Consider the following 25,667-nt stretch of genomic DNA (forward strand, 5'->3'; position numbering starts at 1 on the left):
GACAATAGATATAAAAACCGTTATGATATACAATTGTAATTGTAAATTTTACGTTAAAGGACGTAATAGAATTGTAACAAAGTCTAGGGGCGGTCAACTGGGAAGCAGGCAGCGTGGAATTATGCGCCCGACATAAGATGAATGAAAGAGAGAGGACATGGGCCAGAAAAGAAATAGAGCAGGAAATAACAGCCAAAATCGAAATGAACGGAACATTAGCAACAGCCGCGAAGTGAGCAGACGGACTAAGGGGAAAAACCGGTATTCTTTTGAAGAAGACAGAAGAACAACGGCCAGATATTACGATGATGATGGATATTATCAGCCTGAGCCTAAAAGAAGGAAAAAAACGGCATCTGCTAAGATAAAGAATAAGAATGAATATATGAAGAATTCTAAGAATGGAAGTTCTACATATGATAGTAAGGGTAAGAAGCGGAAAAGACGCGGAAGAAGAAAGAACGTTGTGAGCAAAACGATAGGAATTATACTGGCTATCATCCAGTTCGTTTTGTCTGTAGTTTTTACAGTGAATGTAATGTTCTTTGACATGCTGACAATTACATATATTATGGTACTAGTAGGAGTACTTCTTATTTTGCTAGGAATCACGCTACTGACTCAGATAGGTGCGAAGGGAAAAGGGATAGGTGGTAAGATATTCTGTATTATTCTGTGTATCATTCTGGCGATGGGATCTTTCTACATTGGTAAGATCAATAATGCATTTCAGAAGATAACCGGCAGCAATACAATGACCAGTTCTATGGTAGTTGCGGTTCGGCAGGATGACAGTGCACAAAAGCTGACGGACACAACGGATTATGTTTATGGCGTACAGTATGCAACCAATGCGGATCAGACGAAGTCGGCAATTAGCCAGATAGAAAAAGAAATGGGAAGTGAAATAGTCCAGAAGGAGTATTCAAGTACGATTGAAGCTGCTCAGGGACTTTTGTCAGGAGAAGCAGATGCGATGATTTACAGCTCTGGTCAGACCGGAATCATCACAGAGCAGATCCCTGAATTTGAGAATGAAATCAAGGTCATCTATAAACATAGTATTGTTGTTCAGATAGAGAATGCCGCGGAAGATACCAGTGTAACTGAGCCGTTTGCGGTATATTTAAGCGGAATGGATACCTATGATGATATTACGTCAGGTGATAGAAGTGATGTGAACATTGTTGCGGTTGTGAACCCGAAAAGCCATCAGATTCTACTGATCACGACTCCACGAGACTATTATGTCCCGATACCTGGGATTTCAGGTGGTCAGAATGACAAACTGACACACGCAGGTATATACGGAATTGAGGCGTCTATGGATACACTGGAAGAATTATATCACATGGATATTCCGTTCTTTGGACGGGTAAACTTTACTTCCATGATCAATATTGTAGATGCTTTGGGTGGTTTGGATGTTGACTCGGATGCAGAGTTTGATACGGGACAGGATTCCGGGATGATTGAGCATATTAATGAAGGCATGAATCATCTGAACGGAAAAGAAACACTGGCGTTCTGTCGTGAACGTCATGCTCTTGCCGATGGGGATAATGCTCGCGGAAGACATCAGCAGGCTGTTATTACTGCAATCATTAAAAAGATGATGTCTCCGTCCATGTTAAGAGGTGCTTCCGATATTATTGCAAGTGTGAGTGACGGCGTTGATACGAATTTCAGTATGAATCAGATCCAGTCTTTGATTAAGACACAGCTTCGAACGAACGCAGAGTGGAATATTTATTCTGTTTCAGCCGAAGGTGTTGGTGATAAGCAATATTGTTATTCTTCCGGAGATGCATTATTGTATGTATGTATCCCGGACGAAACATCCGTTTCAAATATTATTGATCTGGTCAACCGTGTTGAAGCGGGCGAAGTGCTTGAAGAATCAACTGTCGTTGGACAATAGAATATATAATATACAAAGAAAAAGGCATTTACTGGAAAATATTCGTCAAAATATTTCCGGTAAATGCCTTGACTTTTCTTGCGGTATATAATACAATAACCTAGCGTGCAAAGAAACGTGCGGTTATTTTTGCGTGCATTTAAACAGACAATGTTTAAAACGTAACCAATTATTACATCATAGGAGGTGAAAGAGATGCCAACATTTAACCAGTTAGTAAGAAAAGGTCGTCAGACAGCTGTTAAGAAATCTACCGCTCCGGCTCTCCAGAAAGGATACAACTCTCTGAGAAAGAAAGCTACGGATACATCTGCACCGCAGAAGAGAGGTGTTTGTACAGCAGTTAAGACAGCTACACCGAAAAAGCCGAACTCAGCTCTTAGAAAAATTGCCAGAGTACGTCTTTCTAACGGAATCGAAGTAACAAGCTACATTCCAGGAGAAGGACACAACCTTCAGGAACATAGCGTTGTTCTGATTCGTGGTGGTCGTGTTAAGGACTTACCAGGTACAAGATACCATATCGTTCGTGGAACACTTGATACAGCAGGTGTTGCAAAGAGACGTCAGGCTCGTTCTAAATACGGAGCTAAGAGACCAAAAGACGCTAAGAAATAATAACGAAACAACAAAGTTATCGTATCACAAACAGAACTATGAGGATTATAGTTGGTTGCGGGTTTAATCCAGATAAATGCCCATCTCTGGCATCAGGATGTCCCGTGAGCTGATGACACATAGAGAGACACATGTGAGTACCGATGAATTATTCAAGCAGGGCCAGAAGGCTTTGCCAATATGTATAAGGAGGGAAGGACCGTGCCACGTAAAGGACATACTCAAAAAAGAGACGTATTAGCGGATCCGTTATACAATAACAAAGTTGTTACAAAACTTATCAACAACATCATGCTAGATGGTAAGAAAGGTGTAGCACAGAAGATTGTATACGGAGCATTTGAAAGAGTTGCAGCAAAGGCTGATAAGCCGGCTATCGAAGTGTTCGAAGAAGCAATGAACAACATCATGCCAGTACTTGAAGTAAAGGCAAGACGTATCGGTGGTGCAACATACCAGGTACCAATTGAAGTAAGAGCAGACAGAAGACAGGCTCTTGCACTTCGTTGGCTTACATTGTACTCTCGTAAAAGAGGAGAGAAGACAATGGAAGAAAGACTGGCAAATGAAATTCTTGATGCAGCAAACAACACTGGTGCATCTGTAAAGAAAAAAGAAGATATGCACAAGATGGCAGAAGCAAACAAAGCATTTGCTCATTACCGTTTCTAAAACTGGGACATATTATAAAATGTTCCGGAAACAAGATGCAGAAGATCGTCTCACAGTGCCTGCATTATGCTGCGCATAGAGACGAATCTGCGCGACAAATATTAGGAGGACAAAATCTTGGCTGGAAGAGAATATCCATTAGAGAGAACCAGAAATATCGGTATTATGGCACATATTGATGCTGGTAAGACAACTCTTACAGAGCGTATCTTATATTATACCGGTGTTAACTATAAGATTGGTGATACTCATGAAGGAACTGCTACCATGGACTGGATGGAACAGGAGCAGGAAAGAGGTATCACAATTACTTCAGCAGCTACGACATGTCATTGGACTTTGGAAGACCATACAAAGCCGAAAAAAGGTGCTCTCGAACATCGTATCAACATCATTGATACTCCGGGACACGTTGACTTTACCGTAGAAGTTGAACGTTCACTTCGTGTACTTGATGGTGCCGTAGGTGTATTCTGTGCTAAGGGTGGTGTTGAACCTCAGTCAGAAAACGTATGGCGTCAGGCAGACACATACAATGTACCGAGAATGGCTTTCATCAATAAGATGGACATTTTGGGTGCAGATTTCTACAATGCAGTAGAACAGATTAAGACAAGATTAGGTAAGAACGCAATCGTTCTTCAGCTTCCAATCGGTAAGGAAGATGATTTCAAAGGAATCATTGATCTTATGGAAATGGAAGCATATATCTACAATGATGATAAGGGAGATGACATTACAGTTTGTGAGATCCCGGAAGATATGAAGGATGATGCAGAGCTTTATCACCAGGAATTAGTCGAAAAGATCTGTGAATTAGATGATGATCTGATGATGATGTATCTGGAAGATGAAATTCCGTCAAATGATGAACTGAAAGCAGTTTTAAGAAAAGCTACATGCGAGTGTACAGCTGTACCTGTTTGCTGTGGTTCTGCTTACAGAAATAAAGGTGTTCAGAAACTTCTGGATGCAATTATTGAATATATGCCGGCTCCGACTGATATTCCGGCTATTAAGGGTGTGGATGAAGACGGAAATGAAGTTGAAAGACATTCATCCGATGAAGAGCCGTTCTCAGCTCTGGCGTTCAAGATTATGACTGACCCGTTCGTAGGTAAACTGGCGTACTTCCGTGTTTACTCAGGAACAATGAATTCTGGATCTTATGTGCTGAATGCAACAAAAGGAAAGAAAGAACGTGTTGGACGTATCCTTCAGATGCATGCAAATAAGAGACAGGAATTAGATAAGGTTTATTCAGGAGATATTGCTGCTGCAATCGGATTTAAGTTCACCACTACCGGTGATACAATCTGTGATGAACAGCATCCGGTTATTCTTGAATCCATGGAATTCCCGGAACCGGTTATCGAGCTTGCTATTGAGCCGAAGACCAAAGCTTCTCAGGGTAAACTTGGTGAATCACTTGCAAAACTTGCAGAAGAAGACCCGACCTTCCGTGCTCATACAGATCAGGAAACAGGTCAGACCATCATCGCAGGTATGGGTGAGCTTCATCTGGAAATTATCGTAGACAGACTTCTTCGTGAATTTAAGGTAGAAGCTAATGTTGGTGCACCTCAGGTTGCATACAAAGAAGCATTTACCAAGGCAGTTGACGTTGACAGCAAATATGCTAAGCAGTCCGGTGGTCGTGGACAGTACGGACATTGTAAAGTTAAGTTTGAACCAATGGATGCTAACGGAGAAGAGACATACAAGTTTGAATCTACCGTTGTCGGTGGTGCAATTCCGAAGGAATATATCCCGGCTGTAGGTGAAGGTATCGAAGAAGCTATGAAGGCTGGTATTCTTGGTGGATTCCCGGTTGTTGGTATTCATGCTAACGTTTATGACGGATCTTACCATGAAGTTGACTCTTCTGAAATGGCATTTCACATTGCAGGTTCCCTTGCATTTAAGGATGCGATGAAGAAAGCTGAGCCTGTACTTCTTGAGCCTATCATGAAGGTAGAAGTAACCATGCCTGAAGAATACATGGGCGATGTAATCGGTGATATCAACTCTCGCCGTGGACGTATCGAAGGTATGGATGATCTTGGCGGAGGAAAGATCGTAAGAGGTTATGTACCGCTTTCTGAAATGTTCGGATACTCTACAGACCTTCGTTCGAGAACACAGGGACGTGGAAACTACTCAATGTTCTTTGAAAAATACGAACCGGTTCCGAAGTCTGTACAGGAAAAGGTATTATCTAACAAAAACGCATAAAAAATGCGAAAAAGGCTTGAAAAACTGTATTATTTGAAATATAATCAGAATTAGCCGAGTTAAAACATCGAAACTAAAAATGCCCAAAGTGGGTGCTATATTTAAGGAGGATATTCAAAATGGCAAAGGCTAAATTTGAAAGAACAAAACCGCATTGTAATATCGGTACCATCGGACACGTTGACCATGGTAAAACAACTTTAACAGCTGCTATCACAAAAACTCTTTCTCAGAGAGTACCTGGTAACGCTGCAGTAGATTTCGAAAACATTGACAAAGCTCCGGAAGAAAGAGAACGTGGTATCACAATCTCTACAGCTCACGTTGAGTATGAGACAGAAAAACGTCACTACGCGCACGTAGACTGCCCGGGACATGCTGACTACGTTAAGAACATGATCACTGGTGCTGCTCAGATGGATGGTGCTATCCTCGTTGTAGCTGCTACTGATGGTGTTATGGCTCAGACAAGAGAGCACATCCTGCTTTCTCGTCAGGTAGGCGTTCCTTACATCGTTGTATTCATGAACAAATGTGATATGGTAGATGATGAAGAACTTCTTGAATTAGTAGAAATGGAAATTCGTGAACTTCTTGATGAATACGAATTCCCGGGAGATGACACTCCGATTATCCAGGGATCAGCTCTGAAAGCTCTTGAAGATCCGTCAGGAGAATGGGGAGACAAGATCATGGAACTTATGGATGCAGTAGATTCATACATTCCGGATCCAGAACGTGCAACAGACAAACCATTCCTTATGCCTGTAGAAGACGTATTCTCTATCACAGGACGTGGAACAGTTGCTACTGGTAGAGTAGAACGTGGTGTTCTTCATGTTTCTGATGAAGTAGAAATCGTTGGTATCAAAGAAGAAAACCGTAAAGTAGTTGTAACAGGTGTTGAAATGTTCCGTAAACTTCTTGATGAAGCTCAGGCTGGTGACAACATCGGTGCACTTCTTCGTGGTGTTCAGAGAAACGAAATCGAAAGAGGACAGTGTCTGTGTAAACCAGGTTCAGTAAAATGCCACCACAAATTTACTTCTCAGGTTTACGTATTAACAAAAGATGAAGGTGGACGTCATACTCCATTCTTCAACAACTATCGTCCACAGTTCTACTTCAGAACAACAGACGTAACTGGTGTCTGCGAACTTCCAGAAGGAACAGAAATGTGTATGCCTGGTGACCACGTAGAAATGACATGTGAACTGATCCATCCAGTAGCTATGGAGCAGGGACTTCGTTTCGCTATCCGTGAAGGCGGACGTACAGTAGGTTCTGGTGTAGTTAAAGAAATCATCGAATAATTTCTTTGAATTAACATTATTGTAAAATATAAATCCCGGGAAACTTTAGTTTCCCGGGATTTTGGTATCAAAAACATATCTTATGTATCAAAATTAAAAAATCTCTTATCAACCCTTACTATATATCTTCAGAAGAATATGTAAAAAGATGGGAACAAGTGACGTATGAGAAAAAAGCATTTGCAGAAGGGACAGTTGAAACAAAGGCATTGCCAATTAATATTGGCTTAATTGATACATTAATTCAGGAATATTTGATTTGATATAAGATATTATTCTGTGTAGAAAGCATGCCAGAAATAAGTTTTCTAATATACCAAAAGCATGCCGGAGATAAGTTTTCCAATACATCAAAAGCGGGCCGTTAAAAAAGAGAAGATATATATCTTCCCCTTTAACGTATTATACATACAAAAAATATATCTCTTTTATCCCTGATAAGGATTCACATGCACCATAATATGCTTTACCTTCGGAAATTCATTTTCAATAGCATCATGTGCTTTCTCAGCAATCTCATGTGCCTCATTCAGTGAGAGGTTTCCGTCAGCACTGATTTCAATATCAACATAGATCTTATTGCCAAATACGCGGGTCTGAAGGAAATCAATTCCCATTACACCGGTTTGAGATTCTGCGAGGCGTCTAATGGCATTTTCTGTATCAATATCACAAGAATGATCTACCATTTTATCTATTGCATCCTTGAAAATATCCAAAGCTGCTTTCGCAATAAAGAAACAGATGATCAGGCTCGCAATCGGATCAAGAATAGGAAATCCCATGCGGGCCCCTGCAATACCGATCAAAGCACCTATGGAAGAGAGTGCGTCGCTTCTGTGATGCCAGGCGTCGGCCATTAGTGCACTGGAATCGATTCGTTTGGCATTGATTCGAGTATACCAGTACATGGCTTCCTTCGTGACGATGGAGATCAAAGCAGCTATAAGTGCAAGCTGTCCGGGGATGGCGAGAGATTCATAATTTCCACCCATAATATTCTGAAGAGCCTCTGCTCCTATTGCGAGTCCGGTGAATAGAAGCACCACGGACAGTATAATGGCAGCGACGCATTCGAAGCGCTCATGACCATAAGGATGTTCTTTGTCGGAATCTCTGGCGGATAATTTCACTCCTATAATTACGATAATGCTGCTGAACACATCGGAAGCCGAGTGAATTGCATCGCTGACCATCGCGCCGGAATGTGCGAGGATACCTGCCAGAAGCTTAAAAGCCGAGAGGATAAAATTGCCGATAATACTTACCATAGTTACCTTTGTCGCGACTGCTTCGAAATAATCAGAAGAAGACGGCTCGGAAAGATTTGTGTTGTTTGTTCCCATAAAAGTTACCTCCTGTTAATAAAGTATGATAGCTCTATGTCACTTGCTTGATTGTCGAAAGGGTGTTTCTTCGTATATGAAGTGGGGAGAAAATGAGATGTCATATAAAAAATATGACCATGTAATAAAAAAACACCCACGAACCCAGTAAAAGCAACTACTGTCCCGCGGATGCGTTATCCACTGCCACTTATGTGACCCGGCTCCCTTGGCATATGCCACGGCCTGCTCAGTTTGTACTGTAGATTAATATGCAGTGCAAAGAGTATTGAAGATAATATAGCAAAATATAGGAGAATTGTCAAGCAAAAAACGTGTATATACTTGAACTGCTAAATTTTTTATAATACAATCAATTGTATTAAGCATTTAATAATCACGGGAGTATAGTAAGAACGATGATGCATTTGTATTTGGCAGACATAGAGGATCTGGAGAAGATAAATGATATAGAAGGTGCGCTGAAACTTTTGACGGAGGAACGCAGAAGAAAGTACCTAAAACTCAGAAATGAAAAGGCGAGGAGAGAATGCCTGGCTGCCGGGCTCCTTTTAAGAAAGGTGCTCGAAATACATGGAGTGGATTTGAAAACGGTGCATACAAATGATGACGGGAAACCGGAGGCAGAAGGAATCTGCTTTAATCTGTCGCATTCTGGAAATGTTGTGATATGCGCTGCCTCAAAGGATAATGTAGGATGTGATATCGAGAAGATCGGAAGTGCACCGAAGCGGGTTGCAGAGCGGTTTTTCTGCGAAGATGAAATCGACTGGATCGAGAGTTTTGCGAATGAAGACAAAAATCGGGAATTCTTTCGAATCTGGACGATGAAAGAAAGTTATTTGAAAATGACTGGCGAAGGACTTCGGACAGCATTGAACAGTTTCCGGGTATTTCCGGATATCTTGAAGATTTCCAGAGAAGGAAATATGCAGCCTTGTCTGATGAAAGAATATAAATATTCCGGATATCAGATTACCGTATGTGCAATGGAAGAAGAATTCGCGGAGCAAATCATGCGGGTTGCTCTCCTTTGAAAAGATTGAATTGAAGGAAAGGGTAAAACAATGGAAGAAAATGATGAAAAAAAGGTGGAAAAAGAAAGAGATAAAATCATGATTATCGGAGCATCGATTCTTGATGTGATGGTCAGACCTGCAGACAGACATGTATTTGAAACGGGATCGAGTGCTGCAGAAGATATCAGCATATCCTTTGGAGGAGATGCACTAAATGAAGCGACTGTTCTAGCGTCTCTCGGTAAGAAAGTGAGTTTGCAGACCCTGATCGGGGAAGATGCAGAGGCCGGAATGATCAGAAGGCATTGTACAGATATGGGAATTGCTTTACAGACGAAGAATAAGTATGAAAATGTAAAAACAGGAGTAAATGTCGTGCTTGTGCAGGAAAATGGAGAACGGAATTTCCTCACGAATAAGAATGGGAGCCTTCGGAAGCTTACAGTGGAAGATCTGGATATTCCATTTCCCGATGATATCGGAATTCTATGTTTTGCCAGTATTTTTGTATTTCCTGAGATCGGGAATCGTGAATTAGAGTATATTTTCAGGACGGCAAAAGAGCAGGGGATTCTGGTGTGTGCAGATATGACGAAAAGAAAATTTGGAGAAAGTCTGGAGGATGTAGCGGATGCGCTTGGTTATGTGGACTATCTGATTCCCAATGAAGAAGAAGCGTGTCTCCTTACGGGAGAGAACTCTGCGGAACTGTCTGCTGAACGTTTTATAGAAGCGGGAGTCGGCTGCGTTATTATCAAATGTGGATCGAGAGGATGCTACATCAGAACCAGAGAGAGGAAAAAACATATTGAAGCAGTGCGGGACGTGAAATGCATCGACACGACTGGAGCCGGTGACAGCTTTACGGCGGGATTTCTCTATGGATTGTCGGAACAATGGGAAATTGAGAAATGTGCTGAATTCGCCAATCAGTGCGGAGCCAATGCGGTTCAGGTGACCGGTGCAGTTAATTGGTGTATTTAGATACATTAAGCAACATAATGTTTTCAATAACCTCTTATGTATAGTAGAATATATTAAGAGGAGCATTGAAAAGATGAAGAATATTTTTATGGAGAATCAAAAAGAAATTACATTTGAAGAGTATATGGCATATAAGAAGGATGGAAGGGAGAATCTGGGGGATAACCTTCCTGTAGCTGTTTACCGTATGCTGGAGTATTCTCTTAGAAACACGCTTATTGAGGAGTATGGAAAGGAAACGCAGATCAAGATTTTCCGGAAAGCGGGTTATCAGGCCGGTACAATTTTTGCGAAGAATTATCTGAATTGCGATTTGCCTTTGGAACGTTTCCTTGGAGATCTGCAGACACAGATGGAGACTATGAAAATAGGTGTACTTCGGGTAGAAGGTGTAAACAGTGATGATGGAACAATTATGCTGACTGTTTCGGAAGATGCTGACTGTTCAGGACTGCCTCTTTTGGGAGAAACAGTATGTAATTATGATGAAGGGTTTATTGCAGGAATTTTAAGTGAATATACAGAAAAAAATAATAAAGCACAAGAGATTGACTGCTGGGCGACAGGAGAAAGAGTATGCCGTTTCAGAGCGGAACCTCTGGAAAAATAGAAGGGAACGGATAAAATGGAAGATAAAAACAGTGTACTCCTGTTCGAATATCTTAGAAGTATCTTGTATGATTCGGAGATAAATAGGCTGGATATAGATCAATTGGATGAACCGTTCCAGAAGCTTGGCAAGGGGATGCAGTATCTCCAGGAAGCAGTGGAGGAAATGCTGCGGTATTCGGCGGATTTGTCATGTGGAAATCTTTCCGGGCCGTACCCCTCAAGAGAGAATTTTTTGTGTGTAAATTTAAAAAATCTACATGCAAATATGAATCATCTTACATGGCAGGCGAAACAAGTGGCTGCGGGAGATTATTCCCAGCATGTTTCTTATCTTGGGGAATTTTCGGAAGCCTTTAATACAATGATAGAACAGCTTCGGGAAAGAGAAAATCTGCTTATGAAAAAAGCGGAAATGGCTGAAAATTATAATCGACTTCTGATTGAACTGACACATTCGCGTCAGGAATGTATTATGGTGGTTGATGCACATTCGGGAGAGATCGTATATTGTAATAAGTCTAAGAACGGAGACGGTGAGTTCGCGGAAGGAAAATGTAGTACCTGCTGTGGTTGTGAACAACGACTGACAATTCATGATGAAATATTGAAGTGGAAAGATACGGAGAAAAAAATATCAAGAAATGATTCGGATAAATATACTGTTTGGGAAAAAGAAGACAGTGAAGGACGAATCTATCAAATAACAACCTATGCTATTGAATGGAAGGAAAAAGAGGTATACGTACATATTATTACTGATATTACCGAAAGTCGCAGAAAAGGTATGATCTTGGAAGATAAGGCTTATCGTGATCCAGGGACAGGACTTTATAATAGGCGGTATTTTGAAGAGTATATGGAGCGGGCTCTTTTGAAGAGGGAACAGCTTACGTTGTGCTATATCGATATTGATGGACTGAAATATGTGAATGATAAATATGGACATCTTGAAGGCGATAATTATATTGCGATGATTGTAGCCGCAATCAAGAATAAAGCAAAATATATACGGGTGTAGCTTTTGGGGCTGCACCCGATATTTTTTCCTTTATTGCGCCTCATAAGTGGCCTTTGCATTCCGGATAAGCATGTTGAACTTATCAGCATCCCAGGCTGCACGTCCTGTGAAAAGTCCGTCAATGGAAGGCTGTACAATCAGTTCGTTTGCATTTCCCGGATTTACGCTCCCGCCGTAAAGAACCGGAATCTCATCAGCTGCTTCGCCGAAAATCTCCCACAGACAGTTCTTGATGACTTTGTGCATTTCTTCCGCATAATCTGCGCTCGCCGGCGTCCCGTTTACGCCGATGGACCATACTGGTTCATAAGCAACCCAAATATTATTTGCTTGTTTGGCCGGAACATCATGGAATCCGATTTTAAGTTGTGTGCGGAGCACTTCTGCGCTGATGCCGAATTTTTTTTCTTCTGCAGTTTCACCGATGCATAACAGTGTGGTGAAACCATGATTCAGGGCGGCTTTTACTTTTTTGTTCTCTTCTACGTCTGTTTCTCCGAAAACATGGCGTCTTTCAGAATGGCCAATCATTACCAGATCCAGGCCAAGCTCTTTCAACATAAGAGGAGAGATCTCACCGGTAAATTGTCCCTGGTCTTCCCAGCTCATGTTCTGTGCACCGAGTTTTACATATTTACGATCGACTTTGCTGGTTGCGCTTTCCAGTGTTGTGTAGGACGGGATGATAAATAATTCAAACCTAAAGATCTTGATTTGTTAAACAAAATGAAAAACCTTCCGGGCGGACTGGTTATCATCCCACTGGTAATTGCTGTACTGCTTGCGACATTTGTATCACAGGTATTCCAGATCGGTGGATATGTAACAGCGTTGTTCTACGAAGGAAATGCATGTATGATGGGATTCTTCCTTATTGTATGTGGTTCAACAATTAACATTAAACAGGTAGGTATGCCGCTTTACAAAGGTGTTGTACTGACAGGTATCAAATTTGTGCTTGGTGTACTTCTCGGTCTGGCAGTTGGTAAAATCTGCGGACCTACAGGATTCCTTGGCATTACTCCATTCGTTATGATCGCAGCGATTACAAACTCAAATGGTTCCCTTTATATCTCACTGTCTTCACAGTTTGGTAATGCAACAGATACAGGAGCAATCTCCATCCTGTCTCTGAACGACGGACCGTTCTTCACACTGGTAGCTCTTGGCGCAACAGGACTTGCATCTATTCCGTTCAAGTCTCTGATCGCAACATTGATCCCGATTCTGATTGGATTTATCTGGGGTAACCTTGATGCAGGATTCAGAAAAGCATGTGCAACCGCACAGCCGATCGTTACATTCTTTATGACAATTTCTATTGGAGCAAAGACCGATGTTAAGACGATCCTCACAGCAGGAGCTTCCGGTATCGTGCTTGGTCTTATCTCTGCTGCAACAGCTGCTATTTTCTTCTTCGTATTCAATCTTCTTCTTCCGAAGAAGGAAAGAAATGCTATGGGCGCAGCAGTTGGTACAACCGCTCTGAACTCTGCGATGACTCCGGCAGCCGTTGCAGAAGCTGACCCATCCATGGCAGGATATGTAGATATGGCTACAGCACAGTGCGCAACCGCGTCTATCATTACACTGTTCCTTGCACCGTTTATTACCGCATTCTTTGATAAAATGATGCAGAAGAAACAGCTTGGTATCTACTCACCGGAAGGCTGGGCACACGAGAAGGTAGTGAAAGCTGAATAGTTTGAAATGAAATTTACAGAATAGAAAACGAAAATATTTGTTATAATGGTGGTAAAAAAGTCCTCTTGTGTGTTACAATACAAAAGGACTTTCTGACGTTGCCATGCATACGACAAAAAGATCTGCCAGATCTTTTTGAACGGAATATAATTTTTGCCGGACGGTATGAAAGTTTCCGGTATATGGAGGGACGAAAATGAAAGAAAAAATAACAGTCAAAATGACGGACAAGTATTTGTTTGATTTTACACTTTACTATACGTATTCTAAATTTGCCGGTTTTCTGACGAATGTATTGGGAGCGGCGATCGCGTTCATGGGTATTATCATGTGGATCATGGGGAAAGCAAAGGGCTTGAACGTGCTGTTTTATTTTGTGGCGGCGGCGATTTTTATCGCATATACACCTCTGCTCCTGAGATTCCGGGCTAAAAAGCAGGTGCAGGAGATTGAGCAGTATCGTGAACCAAATGAGTTTACCTTTGATGAAGAAGGAATTACGGTTGAATGGAAAGGGAAGGTTCGGAATTATCCTTGGGAGAAGACTGTCAGGGTAGTTGCAGCGCCCAAAACGATTGGGTTTTATTATGATGAGAATCAGGCTTTGATCGTTCCAAAAGAGGATTTCAAAGACCGATTCGTGCCAATTATGACGATGGTAACGCAGCATGTGCGTCCGGGATGTGTGCGGCTTAGATAGAAGATATAGAGGTGGATTTTCAAAATGATGCAGGAAAGGCGGAATGCCATTTTACAGGAACTGAATGAGTATGGTAAGGTGAAAGTTGCTGATTTGAGTAAGAAGCTTGAATGCTCTGAAGTAACAATACGGAATGATATTAAGAGTATGGATAAGGAAGGTCTTCTGAAAAGGACCCATGGAGGAGCAATCAGACTGGATGAGAAAGTGCAGAGAAAATATTCTGCGGAGAGTATTTATCGGAACACGGAAAAGAAACGCCAGATCGCTGCCTGTGCATATGCGTATATCGAGGATAGAGATACCATTATTATCGATGATGCATCCAGCAGTTTTTATCTTGCTTTATATATTAAAGAGCATCCTGAGAAAAGGATTGCTGTTGTGACGAATTCTCTTTTGGTGGGCAACGAGCTGGCCGGGGTGCGTCATGTGGAGTTATATCTGATTGGTGGTCATGTGGGTGGTCATCTGGCAGCAACAATGGGAGAGTCAGCTTTACAGAATATGGAACAGTTCCATGTGGACAAAGGATTTATAGGAGTCCACAGTATCAATTTTGATGTAGGTCTTACCTCCATCGAGACTCCTCAGATGCAGGTGAAACGGGCGATCTTGAAGGCGGCTTCCCAGGTGTATGTACTTGCTGACAGCAGTAAGTTCGGAGGGGGATATGTATCGGTGATCTGTCCGGTGAAGCAGGTGTATAAGATTATTACGGATGCGCAAATTGGAAAAGAATATGTCCGAAAAGCGGAAAGAGAGCAGATTCCGCTGGTTGTTGCGAGTACGAAATATGAAATATAACAGAATAATAAAGGGAAGATTTCTTGCGCGGCCGAACCGCTTTATTGCTCATGTGGAGATAAACGGGTGTGAAGAAATCGTGCATGTCAAAAACACTGGGCGATGCGCGGAGCTGTTCTGCAAAGGCAGCGAAGTCTTTGTTCAGGAATCGGATAATCCGCAACGTAAAACACGTTGGGATCTGATTGGAGTTGTGAAAGACGGGAAAATGGTGAATGTGGATTCACAGATTCCGAACCGTGTGGTTCAGGAGTGGATCGAACAGGGACATTTATTTGAAAATGTCAGAATGGTTCGTCCGGAGACGACCTACGGGAATTCCCGATTTGATTTATATGTAGAATATGATAATAAAAAGGCATTTGTCGAAGTGAAAGGCGTGACGCTGGAAGAAGATGGTGTCGTGCGGTTTCCTGACGCGCCAAGCGAACGGGCGGTGAAGCATGTAGAGGAACTGATACACGCTGTTCAGGAAGGATACGAGGCATATGTCTTTTTTGTGATACAAATGAGAAATGTCCGTTATTTCACACCAAACAGGGATACGCATCCGGCTTTTGCGGATGCGCTGGCGCGGGCAAAAAATGCCGGGGTTCAGATCCTTGCATATGACTGCCGGGTTGGATACGATTCGATCGAAATTGCCGAAGAGGTTCCGGTGGTATTGGAGAATCCGGAATTGTATGAGATGACGGTGCCACTGGTCTCGTGGTATCGTGAAAATCACAGAGAACTTCCCTGGCGTCAGAATGTCAGTGCATATCGTGTCTGGGTTTCGGAGATCATGTTGCAACAGACACGGGTGGAGGCTGTAAAACCATATTTTGAACGGTTTTTGAAGGCGTTTCCGACGGTAAAGGAATTGGCCCAGGCTGATGAGGATCAGCTTCTTAAGATGTGGGAGGGGCTTGGATATTATAATCGTGTGAGAAATATGCAGAAAGCGGCCAAAGTGATTATGTCGGAATATCAGGGGATTTTTCCGTCCGAATATGATCAGATACGTGATCTGCCCGGAATAGGCAATTACACGGCAGGTGCGATTGCATCATTTGCATTTGGTATACCCAAAGCTGCTGTTGACGGAAATGTTCTGCGGGTTGTATCCAGAATGATGGCGAGTGAAGAAGATATTATGAAGGCATCTGTTCGAAAAAACATGGAGCAAATGCTGGAACAGGTGATTCCGGCGGATGCGGCGTCTGACTTCAATCAAGGATTGATTGAGCTTGGAGCAACAATCTGCGGACCGAACGGAGAACCCAGATGTGATATCTGTCCGCTTGCGTCTTTGTGCCTGGCTTATAAAGAAGGATGCCAGGATCGGCTCCCAGTCAGGAAAAAGGCGAAGGAGCGAAGAATCGAAGAAAGAACAATCCTGATTTTTCAGGATCTGGAGACAGTGGCAATCCGGAAACGTCCGAAGAACGGATTGCTTGCGGGGATGTATGAATTCCCGAATGTCGAAGGAAGGCTTTCGATGGATGAGGTGATTGCCTACAGTAAGAAAATCGGATTGATGCCGGTTCATGTGCAGAAACTTGCGGATGCAAAGCATATTTTCAGTCACGTAGAATGGAGAATGACCGGGTATCACATTCAGGTTGATGAATTGGAAAAAAACTGTACAGAGTCGATGATCTTTTTGAATCCGAAGGAAGTGCAGGAGAAATACTCCATGCCGGCAGCGTTTGAGGCCTACACTTCCTATATGAATATCCAGCTTGGACAGAAGAAATATGGAGTCGAATTATAGAAGAAGAGCTTTGATCAACATGTAAATCTGTTGCTCAAAGCTCTTTTATTATATGCACTATATAGTAGGCTGTGCCAACGCAGGGGCTTTTACCTGTTCTGGGATATAAACAAATTGGTAAATGAAATAAATCATTACAATTGCGGCAATTACATCGACTACTGAATGTTGCTTTAGGAACATAGTGGAAAGAACGATGGAAACTGTTAACACCAGAGAACCATTCTGTACCCACTTGTATTGACGCAGCTTCTGGCTGTTACGGATTGCGATATAGCAGCCGATGGAATTATAAACATGAAGACTTGGCAATACATTCGTTGATGTGTCTGCTCTATAAATGAATCGAACCAGATCAACAAAAATGTTATCCCGTGCAAAAGTGGAAGGGCGTAAATTGAGTCCGTTTGGAAAAATGGTACAAATTATTAAAAATAAAGTCATCCCAGTTATAAGAAGGGTACAGATTCTGTAAAAACCCTGCTTATCTGTAAAAAAGAAGTAAAGTACAGTACCGGAAACATATACAAACCACAACAAATAAGGAATAATGAATATTTCAATAAAAGGAATATAATCATCGAAAACAGAGTGAATCACAAAATAATTGGAGGTTACATGTTTCTCAAGCCATGAAAACCAGGGCATATAGATGAAACCATATAAAAAAACCCAGGCATGATGGTACTTATCAAATAATTCTTTTATATTTATTGTAAGACGTTTCACTGGAAACTCCTCCTTTCTTTAATCTTCGGTCATTATAACATTATTCGTTTTCATCTACAATATTCTTCATAAAACCTTCATATTTTTTTAGAAAATCCTTCGAAAATGTACATATCATATTTCTGCTGAGCCTGGTTATAAGTTTTGGGATTACGCAATGTCCAGACGGCAATTGGAATGCGATAAAGGTGTTGATTTAACCATACACCAAGATTTGAGGTGTCTGTCATTTTGTAGGAAATAAAATCTGGATGACAGAACATGTTTGTCAGTAAATGCTGCACGAAAAAACGTGCCAAATAAGGGCTTTCTGGATTAGTTTTTGTAAGTGAGGATGAAAGCTGTCCGCGAAGGATATCAGGTGCATTTTTAAAAAACCAGCGTACTCCAAGGCTATTAAAAGACTGAATTAAAACAGGTCCGTTGTAAGTTCTAAGTAGTTTCAGCGTATAATTACAAAGACGAGTATCTGTTGAAGGAAGCTTTAGTTCAATCAGAAGAGGAACACGGCCGTTTACGTAATTCAAAACATCTGAAAATAGAGGAATATGCTCTGAAGTCCCTTGTAATCGAAGAGATCGTAACTCTTCATAAGAGGAATTTTCTATTGTGCCGGGAACATGACAAATCCGATCTAATGTTTCATCGTGGAAAACAACAATTTGATTATCGCGTGTCAGATGGATATCCAGTTCAATGGCAAGATTGTTATTTAATGCTTCGCGGAAAGCAGCCATGGAATTTTCCGGAATGAGCTTATCTGCACTGTGCAGGCCTCTATGTGCATAATCACGCTGAAGAAAAGGTTTCATTTCTTTTCGGCGTAAAAAATTCGGCATAATCATAATAAGATAAAACGTTAATAATAAAGAGAGAACAATTAATATTTGTAACATTTAGAAATCTCCTTATAAAACTGGTTATGGTACAAGTATTTGTAATGAGTCTGATTCGAGCATCCATTCTAATTCCGATTCTGCAGGAAAGGGTTCACCGTCTGAATGAAGTACTAAAGGAACATCGACTTTTACATTCGCATGTTTAAAACGATAAATATGTACACCTTTCATGTGAGTGTGTTTACCTGAAAAAACCGTAGGAAGAATTGTAAGTGCAGCAACTTTCGGAACATCTGCGATAACAATAAGATCCAAAAAATTATCATCAGGTTTTGCAGTCGGACAAAATTTACAGCCGCCTCCTTCAAAAGGGAGGTTCATAGCAGCAGCAAAATAAACCTTTTGAAAATGCAATGTTTTGGTTCCATCTATTAGTAGTTTCATTTTAATGGGGTGCCATCGAAATAACGTTCCTACTGAAAGTGCGACATAACCAAGTTGACCCAGATTGATTCTGTTCAGAATACGCTTGATACGAGATCTGTTTATTTGATGACAGATGGCGGCATCATAACCGATACCTGAACTTACGGCAAAGCGGTGTGACTGATAATTAAAGTTCAGAACGCCGAGGTTAAGAGTGCGCTTATGGGGAGAATGCAGAACGATTTCCAATGCTTTTTCGGGATCAGATGGAATCTGAAGACCTCGTGCGAAATCATTGCCTGAGCCAAGTGGAATATAGCCTAAAGTGGTTTTGTCAAGATAACAGATACCGTTTATTACTTCGTTTATGCTTCCGTCACCACCAAGCACAACCAGAGTATGTTGGTGTCCATCGGATGTGATCTCTTGGGCAATTTTAGTGGCATGACATTTGTATTGTGTAAAATACATTTGATAAGCCACTTGTTCGTCCGCAAGTTTCTGCTCGATCTTTTCCCATACGATTTTTCCAAGACCGGAACGGGCACACGGATTTACGATGAAATGTAACATATAATTAGCACCTCGTTTCATTAAGGAATTGTTGCTTTTATTATATCTTTATTGATTTGTTGTGTAAAGGGAAAGATCAAAATGGAATTGTGTATAAAATGTGTTCTTGCATCAACAAAAACAATGTGATACGATGAAATGGTATTTATTGAATAGGAGGGGATTTTATGAAATATATAAAACAATTCGGAATTATTTTGATTTTTTCATTTGCAGGTGAACTATTGAATTATTTGATACCATTGCCAATTCCAGCCAGTATTTATGGTATTATTCTCTTATTTTTCTGTCTTGAAGTGAAATTAATTCCGCTTGATAAGGTGGAAGAGGCAAGTAGATTTATGATAGAAATCATGCCGCTCATGTTTATTCCTGCTGCTGTCGGACTGATGGAATCGTGGGATATCATTAAGCCTGCCTGGATGCAGTATATTACCGTTACGGTCATTTCTACGATTGGAGTTATGGCTGTAGCGGGAAGGATAACACAGGCGGTAATACATAGGGATGCTCGAAAGAAAGGAGACAGGTAGAAATGGTATTTTTTGAAAATTCGGTTTTTTTCGGGGTTTTGTTAAGTTTGTTAACATATGGAATAGGAAGTCTTATGAAAGCAAAACTAAAACTGCCAATTTTTAATCCATTATTAATCTCAATCCTTTTGTCTGTTTTAATACTGGTTGTGTTTCGAATTGATTATTCGACTTATTATGAAGGGGCAAAATATCTGAGTTATCTGTTGACACCGGCTACAATTTGTCTTGCCGTACCATTGTATGAACAGATGGAGCTTTTGAAGAAAAATTGGAAAGCTATTTTTGGGGGGATTTTTGCGGGAGTACTTACAAGCCTTGGAATTATATTAGCAATGGCATTATTATTTAAATTCAGCCATGAAGAGTACGTTACTTTTCTGCCAAAATCTATAACGACAGCCATTGGAATGGGAGTTTCGGAAGAATTGGGAGGATATGCATCCATTACGGTTGCAATCATAATTATTACAGGTGTTGTGGGTAATATATGTGCAGACACTGTTTGTAAATTATTTAAAATAACGGATCCTGTTGCGAAAGGAATAGGTATAGGTACTGCTTCTCATGCGATTGGAACGGCGAAAGCTATGGAGATGGGAGATGTAGAAGGGGCTATGAGTAGTCTTTCTATAGTTGTATCAGGGATTTTAACTGTGATTGCTGCGTCGGTTTTTGCGCAGTTTTTATAATGATGTTATAAGAATGCCCTCCGTTAAAACGGAGGGCATTGTATTTAGTAATTATAATCTCAGATTAATTCCCGCGCGGCATCTCCCATGCATTATGGTCTGTATGGAGAAGCATATGAGCTTTATGAGAACATGGTTTTTCCATATAATCTTCATAGAGCTTCAGAACATCCGGGTTCTCGTGTGAGAAACGGATCTTGGAATGCTCATCCAGGAAGTACAGATTCTTTCCACGCTCATGTGCAAGTTCTTCGCCGTCGTGGATCGGCTGGCCACCGCCGCCTACACATCCGCCAGGACAGGCCATAACTTCTACAAAGTCATAATGCACTTCGCCGTGTTCGATTGCTTCGATCAGTTTTCTGGTATTGCCAAGTCCGCTGACAACAGCAGCACGTACGGTTGCGTCTCCGAGTTTAACTTCTGCTTCGATGACACCTGTTCCGAAAGCAGGGCTTCTTACGATCTTGAATGCGTCTGGTTCAGGATTACGTCCAGTTACCAGATAATGAGCGGAACGAAGAGCAGCTTCCATTACACCGCCTGTCGCACCAAAGATAACACCTGCTCCTGAGTATTCCTTCATGAGCGGATCACACTCACGGTCAACCAGAGTCTTTGGATCAATGTGAGCAGAACGGATCATACGCGTCAGTTCGCGGGTCGTAAGAACGATATCCGTGTCGTGTCCTGCATATTCTTTGTAGAACAGTTCCATATTGCTTTCGCCCTTCTTTGCCACACACGGCATGACAGAAACGGTGAAGATATCTTCGGGAGCCACTCCGATGGACTCTGCAAAGTATGTCTTCATAACGGCACCAAACATCTGCTGCGGGGATTTCGCACTGGATAACTGTGGAACCAGATGCGGATACTGGGATTTGATGAAACGAATCCAGCCAGGACAGCATGATGTGAACATCGGACGAAGCTTCAGTTCGCCTTTGGTAAATCTTTCAAGGAACTCGGTTCCTTCTTCCATAATTGTAAGATCGGCTGAGAAAGAAGTATCGAATACATAATCAACGCCAAGTCTCTTAAGAGAATCCATAATCTTTCCGACTGTAGCCTCTTCGAGCGGAAGGCCAAGTGCCTCTCCCCATGCTGCACGCACAGCAGGAGCAACCTGTGCAACAACTACCTTCTTCTTATCTGCAATAGCATCCCATACTTTTTCTGTGTCATCGCGTTCGCGAAGAGCACCTACCGGACAATGGGTGATACACTGTCCGCACAATGAACAGGATACTTCTGTAATCTTTTTATTGTTTGTTACATTGATTGTGGTTCTGGAACCGGTACTTGTCACATCCCAGATATGTAAATCCTGAATCTTATCGCAAACCTGAATACAACGCATACACTTGATACATTTCTTCGGATCGCGAATCAACGGGAAGTCTTTATCCCATGGGAAATCTTCCAGACGCTGTTTGAACGGAATATCCAGAATGTTCAGGTCATTGGCCAGAGTCTGGAGTGCACAGTTACCGCTGCGGACACATGATGAGCATGTTCCGTCATGCTGAGACAGAATCAGTTCCACATTTCTGCGTCTTGCTTTACGAACCTTCGGGCTGTTGGTATAAAGAACCATGCCTTCTTTTACAACGTTATTACAAGAAGTGATCAGTTTATCCATGCCTTCAAGCTCTACAAGACAGACACGGCATGCTGCGATTTCGTTGATGTCTTTCAAATAACAGAGCTTAGGGATCGGGATGCCGGCACTTGCTGCGGCTTCCATGATTGTTGTACCCTCGGGTACAGATATTTGTTTATTATCAATTGTAATGTTTACCATAATTTTTCCCGGCCTCCTTTGAAGCTGCCGTAGCCGAAGTGGTCGCAGCGCAGACATCTGCTGGCTTCCTGTTTTGCTTCTGCTTCGGTCATACAGTTTTCTACACCGTTGAAGTCACAGACACGTTCGCAGGCTTCGCGTTCGGTCATGTTGACTCTTCCGCACGGCGGGCGGTCGTCAAGACGAGCTTCCGGAATCTCAACATCGCAGCTGATTACGTGATGGAATCCGAGATATTCGTCAATATTTGCAGCTACTACTTTGGCAGCAGCGATCGCTTTGATTACAGATGCAGGACCTGATGCACAGTCACCGCCGGCAAATACGCCCGGAATATTATCAAATCCGCCGTATTTCTGGGTAATGATCTTACCGCGCTGTACAGGAACACCTGCTTCTTCGAAATGCTGGTATTCAATATCCTGTCCGATTGCTACGATCAGAGTTTGGCACGGAATAAATATATCCGGCTCTCCGGTCGGGCGTACACTTGCACGGCCGTCCTTGATCTTACTGATCATCTGAGGAGTTACATAAATACCTGTTACATGTCCGTTCTCATCGGTTGCGATGCGTGACGGAGCCATCAGGGTCTGAACTTCGATTCCTTCTGCAACAGCACCCTCAATCTCAGCCGGAAGAGCAGTCATATCTGCAACACGGCGACGATAAACGATGCTAACTTTCTTGGCACCGAGACGTTTTGCAGTACGTACAGCATCCATAGAAACGTTTCCGCCTCCGATGACAGCAACTTCCTGTCCGGTAAGATCCGGATTCTGTTCTTTTCCGACATCACGAAGGAACTGAACTGCGGAAAGAACACCTTCAGCATGTTCACCTTCGATACCAAGCTTCTTATCGGTACTTGCACCGATCGTGATAAGTACGGCATCATACTCTTCGCGAAGGCTCTGAATGGTCATATCTTCACCGATTCTTTTGCCGTAGATTACTTCCACACCGGTCTCGAGAATTGCATTGATATCATCATCAAGACGATCTTTCGGAAGACGATAGTTCGGAATGCCATAGCGGAGCATGCCGCCGAGCTTCGGAAGCATCTCGAACACGGTTGTCTGGTGACCCATAAGCTGCAGATAATAAGCCGCACTTAAGCCGCCCGGACCTCCGCCTACGATAGCAACACGTTTGCCGGTTGACGGTCCGCACTTCGGAGGCGGTACCTTTCCGGCATAGTCAGCAGCCATTCTCTTAAGACCACGGATATTGACAGCATCATCCACAATATTACGACGGCAGCGTGCCTCGCATGGATGTTCACAGATAAATCCACAGGTAGTCGGGAACGGATTGTCCTTACGAATCAGGCGGATCGCATCTGCATAGCGTCCTTCTCCAACCAGAGCGATATATCCAGGAATATCAACATGAGCCGGGCAAAGAGATACACACGGAACCGGCTGTGAGTAATGGCATGTACATCTCCCCTGATGCACATGTTCTTCGTAATCTTCACGGCAGCCGATCAGGCTCTTGTAAACCATATGTGCTGCTTCATAGCCAATCGCACAGTCAGCACCTTCCATGATTGATACTGCGAGCTCTTCCATAAGATCAAGCGTATCCATCGTTGCATCGCCGTTCATAACATCTGTCAGCAGGTTCTTCAGCTGCCACAGACCGATTCGACACGGAACACATTTTCCACAGGTGTGTGTATGACACATCTCAAGAAATGCACGTGTCATGTCCACCGGACAAAGTCCCGGAGGACTGGATTCGATTCTGCGTTCCAGATCTTTGTAAAGCCCTTCAATGACAAGCTGGGCACGATCCGGAGCAGAAATTTCAAGTCTACTCATAGTTCTTTTCTCCTTTAAATATAAAATGATGTTGGGGGCATAAGCCTATGGCATCTGCTTGGCCTTTTCTATCGATTTAATTTATAAGCAGACGTCATAAAACTGAACATTCTATAAATACATTGTACTAAAATTAAAACAATTTAGCAAGCTAAGTTAAAATATAGTCAGGATGGATAAAAATATAACAATGTGGTGGATTCTTTGATTTTAAATCATATCTTTTTTTGCTGAAATATGGTATTCTAAAAATAAAAATAACCTCGGCGTAGGGGATTTGAAGAAAGGGCGGATGGAATGATGAAAATAACAGATTTTGGGGCAACCGTGAATGGTGATGAGACGAAGCTTTATACTTTGACGAATTGTAATAACATGGAGATTTCCGTAACAGACTATGGAGCTGCGCTTACTCAGGTTATCGTGCCGGACAAAGAGGGAAATCTCTGTGATGTGGTTCTCGGCTATGATGAAGCAGCGGAATATGAAGCAGGCGGACTTTTCCTGGGGGCAACCGTGGGAAGAAGTGCGAACCGGATCGGCGGAGCTTCTATTGAGATTAATGGGAAGATCTATGAACTTGTGAAGAATGATAATGATAATAATCTGCACAGTGGACCGGATTTTTATCATAACAGAGTCTGGGATGTTAAAGAAACTGAAGAGGATCATGTTACCTTTGTTCTGGAAAGTCCGGACGGAGATCAGGGATACCCCGGAAATCTGCATATAGAAGTAACATACACACTGACAGAGGATAATGCCGTAAAGATTTCTTATTATGGTGTATCGGATGAGGATACCGTGATCAATATGACGAATCACAGCTATTTTAACATGGATGGACATGCATCGGGAGATGTGATGGAACAGGAAGTATGGATCGATGCGGATGCATTTACCCGCGCAGACAAGGAATCCATTCCGACCGGAGAAATTGTTCCTGTTGAGGGGACACCGATGGATTTCCGTACAAAGAAAAAACTTGGACGGGATATCTATGATGATTATGAAGCGTTAAATTATGGTATGGGATACGATCACAACTGGGTTCTGAACAATGATGGTAAATTCGCCAAAGTAGCAGAAATGCATTCGGATGAAAGCGGTATTACGATGGAAGTCTATACGGATTTACCGGGAATGCAGCTTTATACCGGTAACTTTATTATTGATGAAAAGGGCAAAGGCGGTGCGATCTATCATAAACGGCAGGCGGCATGCTTTGAGACTCAGTATTTCCCGGATGCAATCCACAAAGAGAATTTCCCGGGACCGATCTGCAGAAAAGGAGATACCTACAAGACAACCACAATGTACAAATTTGTGTAGCACTATAGATATAATCTATATATTGGCTTTATATATCAAAATAACTGATTTGCTTTTTGCGTTGATACGAGATACAATAGAGACACAAAGAGGTAGCCAATACCAATAATTGCAAAATTCCCTTCTAAAATTAAAAGACCTTTCAGGAACGCTTGCCTGAAAGGTTTTTTGCATGCAAGAGAATATCTTTTTTACAGAAAATGTG

At 42.1% G+C, this 25,667-nt stretch carries 22 protein-coding genes, 1 pseudogene and 1 riboswitch; of the genes and pseudogenes, 16 read left to right on the plus strand and 7 right to left on the minus strand.

The window, feature by feature from the left end; translation table 11 throughout:
- Positions 1-157: 157 nt before the first annotated feature.
- From ACTNA4_RS10515 to tuf, 5 genes are all read left to right on the plus strand, one after another.
- A complete protein-coding gene (locus ACTNA4_RS10515) occupies positions 158-1,921 on the plus strand; it encodes an LCP family glycopolymer transferase (protein WP_441029943.1) in 1,764 nt (587 codons plus the stop codon).
- Between the two features lie 195 nt (positions 1,922-2,116).
- Positions 2,117-2,539 carry a 30S ribosomal protein S12 gene (gene rpsL, locus ACTNA4_RS10520; protein ID WP_427806078.1) on the plus strand — a complete coding sequence of 141 codons (423 nt, stop codon included), beginning with the start codon at positions 2,117-2,119 and terminating at the stop codon, positions 2,537-2,539.
- A 201-nt stretch (positions 2,540-2,740) separates the two neighbouring features.
- Entirely contained in the window at positions 2,741-3,211 is a 471-nt protein-coding gene (rpsG, locus tag ACTNA4_RS10525; RefSeq protein ID WP_427806077.1) for a 30S ribosomal protein S7, read from the plus strand.
- 117 nt (positions 3,212-3,328) lie between these two features.
- Positions 3,329-5,446: an elongation factor G gene (fusA, locus tag ACTNA4_RS10530; protein WP_427806076.1), complete on the plus strand. Its 2,118-nt coding sequence runs from the start codon at positions 3,329-3,331 to the stop codon at positions 5,444-5,446.
- A 119-nt stretch (positions 5,447-5,565) separates the two neighbouring features.
- Positions 5,566-6,759, plus strand: coding sequence for an elongation factor Tu (tuf, locus tag ACTNA4_RS10535; RefSeq protein WP_427806075.1), 1,194 nt, complete (start codon positions 5,566-5,568; stop codon positions 6,757-6,759).
- Between the two features lie 428 nt (positions 6,760-7,187).
- Here the strand turns inward: tuf and ACTNA4_RS10540 are convergent, their stop codons facing one another.
- Entirely contained in the window at positions 7,188-8,105 is a 918-nt protein-coding gene (locus tag ACTNA4_RS10540; RefSeq protein WP_427806074.1) for a cation diffusion facilitator family transporter, read from the minus strand.
- A gap of 158 nt (positions 8,106-8,263) precedes the next feature.
- Positions 8,264-8,348, minus strand: a riboswitch (NiCo riboswitch).
- A gap of 155 nt (positions 8,349-8,503) precedes the next feature.
- Between ACTNA4_RS10540 and ACTNA4_RS10545 the strand changes: the two genes are divergently transcribed.
- The 4 genes from ACTNA4_RS10545 (at position 8,504) to ACTNA4_RS10560 (ending at position 11,738) form a co-directional block, all read left to right on the plus strand.
- Positions 8,504-9,142 carry a 4'-phosphopantetheinyl transferase family protein gene (locus ACTNA4_RS10545; RefSeq protein ID WP_441029946.1) on the plus strand — a complete coding sequence of 213 codons (639 nt, stop codon included), beginning with the start codon at positions 8,504-8,506 and terminating at the stop codon, positions 9,140-9,142.
- A gap of 30 nt (positions 9,143-9,172) precedes the next feature.
- Positions 9,173-10,108, plus strand: coding sequence for a carbohydrate kinase family protein (locus ACTNA4_RS10550; RefSeq protein WP_427806072.1), 936 nt, complete (start codon positions 9,173-9,175; stop codon positions 10,106-10,108).
- A gap of 73 nt (positions 10,109-10,181) precedes the next feature.
- Positions 10,182-10,718: a V4R domain-containing protein gene (locus ACTNA4_RS10555; protein ID WP_441029948.1), complete on the plus strand. Its 537-nt coding sequence runs from the start codon at positions 10,182-10,184 to the stop codon at positions 10,716-10,718.
- Between the two features lie 15 nt (positions 10,719-10,733).
- A complete protein-coding gene (locus ACTNA4_RS10560) occupies positions 10,734-11,738 on the plus strand; it encodes a diguanylate cyclase (RefSeq protein WP_441029950.1) in 1,005 nt (334 codons plus the stop codon).
- Positions 11,739-11,768: 30 nt separating this feature from the next.
- On the opposite strand, the pseudogene tpiA reads toward ACTNA4_RS10560, so the two are convergent.
- Positions 11,769-12,434 (minus strand): annotated as a pseudogene (gene tpiA / locus ACTNA4_RS10565) (triose-phosphate isomerase); the annotation flags it as partial.
- A gap of 30 nt (positions 12,435-12,464) precedes the next feature.
- On the opposite strand from tpiA, the gene ACTNA4_RS10570 reads away from it, so the two are divergent.
- The 4 genes from ACTNA4_RS10570 (at position 12,465) to mutY (ending at position 16,705) form a co-directional block, all read left to right on the plus strand.
- On the plus strand, positions 12,465-13,442 hold the full coding sequence (locus tag ACTNA4_RS10570) for a 2-keto-3-deoxygluconate permease (protein ID WP_441029970.1): 978 nt from the start codon (positions 12,465-12,467) through the stop codon (positions 13,440-13,442).
- 196 nt (positions 13,443-13,638) lie between these two features.
- Positions 13,639-14,142: a YcxB family protein gene (locus ACTNA4_RS10575; protein ID WP_441029952.1), complete on the plus strand. Its 504-nt coding sequence runs from the start codon at positions 13,639-13,641 to the stop codon at positions 14,140-14,142.
- Positions 14,143-14,166: 24 nt separating this feature from the next.
- A complete protein-coding gene (locus ACTNA4_RS10580) occupies positions 14,167-14,949 on the plus strand; it encodes a DeoR/GlpR family DNA-binding transcription regulator (RefSeq protein ID WP_441029953.1) in 783 nt (260 codons plus the stop codon).
- Positions 14,939-16,705 (plus strand): A/G-specific adenine glycosylase, encoded by a 1,767-nt coding sequence (gene mutY, locus ACTNA4_RS10585; protein ID WP_441017573.1) that lies wholly within the window; start codon positions 14,939-14,941, stop codon positions 16,703-16,705. The genes ACTNA4_RS10580 and mutY overlap by 11 nt, the downstream gene beginning before the upstream one ends.
- Positions 16,706-16,762: 57 nt before the next feature.
- Here the strand turns inward: mutY and ACTNA4_RS10590 are convergent, their stop codons facing one another.
- The 3 genes from ACTNA4_RS10590 to ACTNA4_RS10600 all read right to left on the minus strand — a co-directional run bounded on the left by ACTNA4_RS10590 (position 16,763) and on the right by ACTNA4_RS10600 (position 19,272).
- Complete coding sequence (locus ACTNA4_RS10590) at positions 16,763-17,434, minus strand: phosphatase PAP2 family protein (protein ID WP_427806065.1); 672 nt, start codon at positions 17,432-17,434, stop codon at positions 16,763-16,765.
- A gap of 77 nt (positions 17,435-17,511) precedes the next feature.
- Positions 17,512-18,330 carry a glycerophosphodiester phosphodiesterase family protein gene (locus tag ACTNA4_RS10595; protein WP_427806064.1) on the minus strand — a complete coding sequence of 273 codons (819 nt, stop codon included), beginning with the start codon at positions 18,328-18,330 and terminating at the stop codon, positions 17,512-17,514.
- A 24-nt stretch (positions 18,331-18,354) separates the two neighbouring features.
- A complete protein-coding gene (locus tag ACTNA4_RS10600; RefSeq protein WP_441029955.1) occupies positions 18,355-19,272 on the minus strand; it encodes a diacylglycerol/lipid kinase family protein in 918 nt (305 codons plus the stop codon).
- Between the two features lie 167 nt (positions 19,273-19,439).
- On the opposite strand from ACTNA4_RS10600, the gene ACTNA4_RS10605 reads away from it, so the two are divergent.
- Together ACTNA4_RS10605 and ACTNA4_RS10610 are read left to right on the plus strand one after the other, a co-directional pair.
- A complete protein-coding gene (locus ACTNA4_RS10605; RefSeq protein WP_427806062.1) occupies positions 19,440-19,805 on the plus strand; it encodes a CidA/LrgA family protein in 366 nt (121 codons plus the stop codon).
- A gap of 2 nt (positions 19,806-19,807) precedes the next feature.
- Positions 19,808-20,497 carry an LrgB family protein gene (locus ACTNA4_RS10610; RefSeq protein WP_427806061.1) on the plus strand — a complete coding sequence of 230 codons (690 nt, stop codon included), beginning with the start codon at positions 19,808-19,810 and terminating at the stop codon, positions 20,495-20,497.
- 64 nt (positions 20,498-20,561) lie between these two features.
- Here the strand turns inward: ACTNA4_RS10610 and ACTNA4_RS10615 are convergent, their stop codons facing one another.
- Together ACTNA4_RS10615 and ACTNA4_RS10620 are read right to left on the minus strand one after the other, a co-directional pair.
- Positions 20,562-22,304 carry a [FeFe] hydrogenase, group A gene (locus ACTNA4_RS10615; RefSeq protein ID WP_427806060.1) on the minus strand — a complete coding sequence of 581 codons (1,743 nt, stop codon included), beginning with the start codon at positions 22,302-22,304 and terminating at the stop codon, positions 20,562-20,564.
- Positions 22,298-24,130 carry an NAD(P)-binding protein gene (locus tag ACTNA4_RS10620; protein ID WP_441029957.1) on the minus strand — a complete coding sequence of 611 codons (1,833 nt, stop codon included), beginning with the start codon at positions 24,128-24,130 and terminating at the stop codon, positions 22,298-22,300. The genes ACTNA4_RS10615 and ACTNA4_RS10620 overlap by 7 nt, the downstream gene beginning before the upstream one ends.
- Before the next feature lie 300 nt (positions 24,131-24,430).
- Between ACTNA4_RS10620 and ACTNA4_RS10625 the strand changes: the two genes are divergently transcribed.
- Positions 24,431-25,462, plus strand: a complete 1,032-nt coding sequence (locus ACTNA4_RS10625) for an aldose epimerase family protein (RefSeq protein ID WP_441029972.1) — start codon at positions 24,431-24,433, stop codon at positions 25,460-25,462.
- Positions 25,463-25,667: the final 205 nt, after the last annotated feature.

It is taken from the genome of Bariatricus sp. HCP28S3_A7 (assembly GCF_052066375.1).
Lineage (GTDB): Bacteria > Bacillota > Clostridia > Lachnospirales > Lachnospiraceae > Allocoprococcus.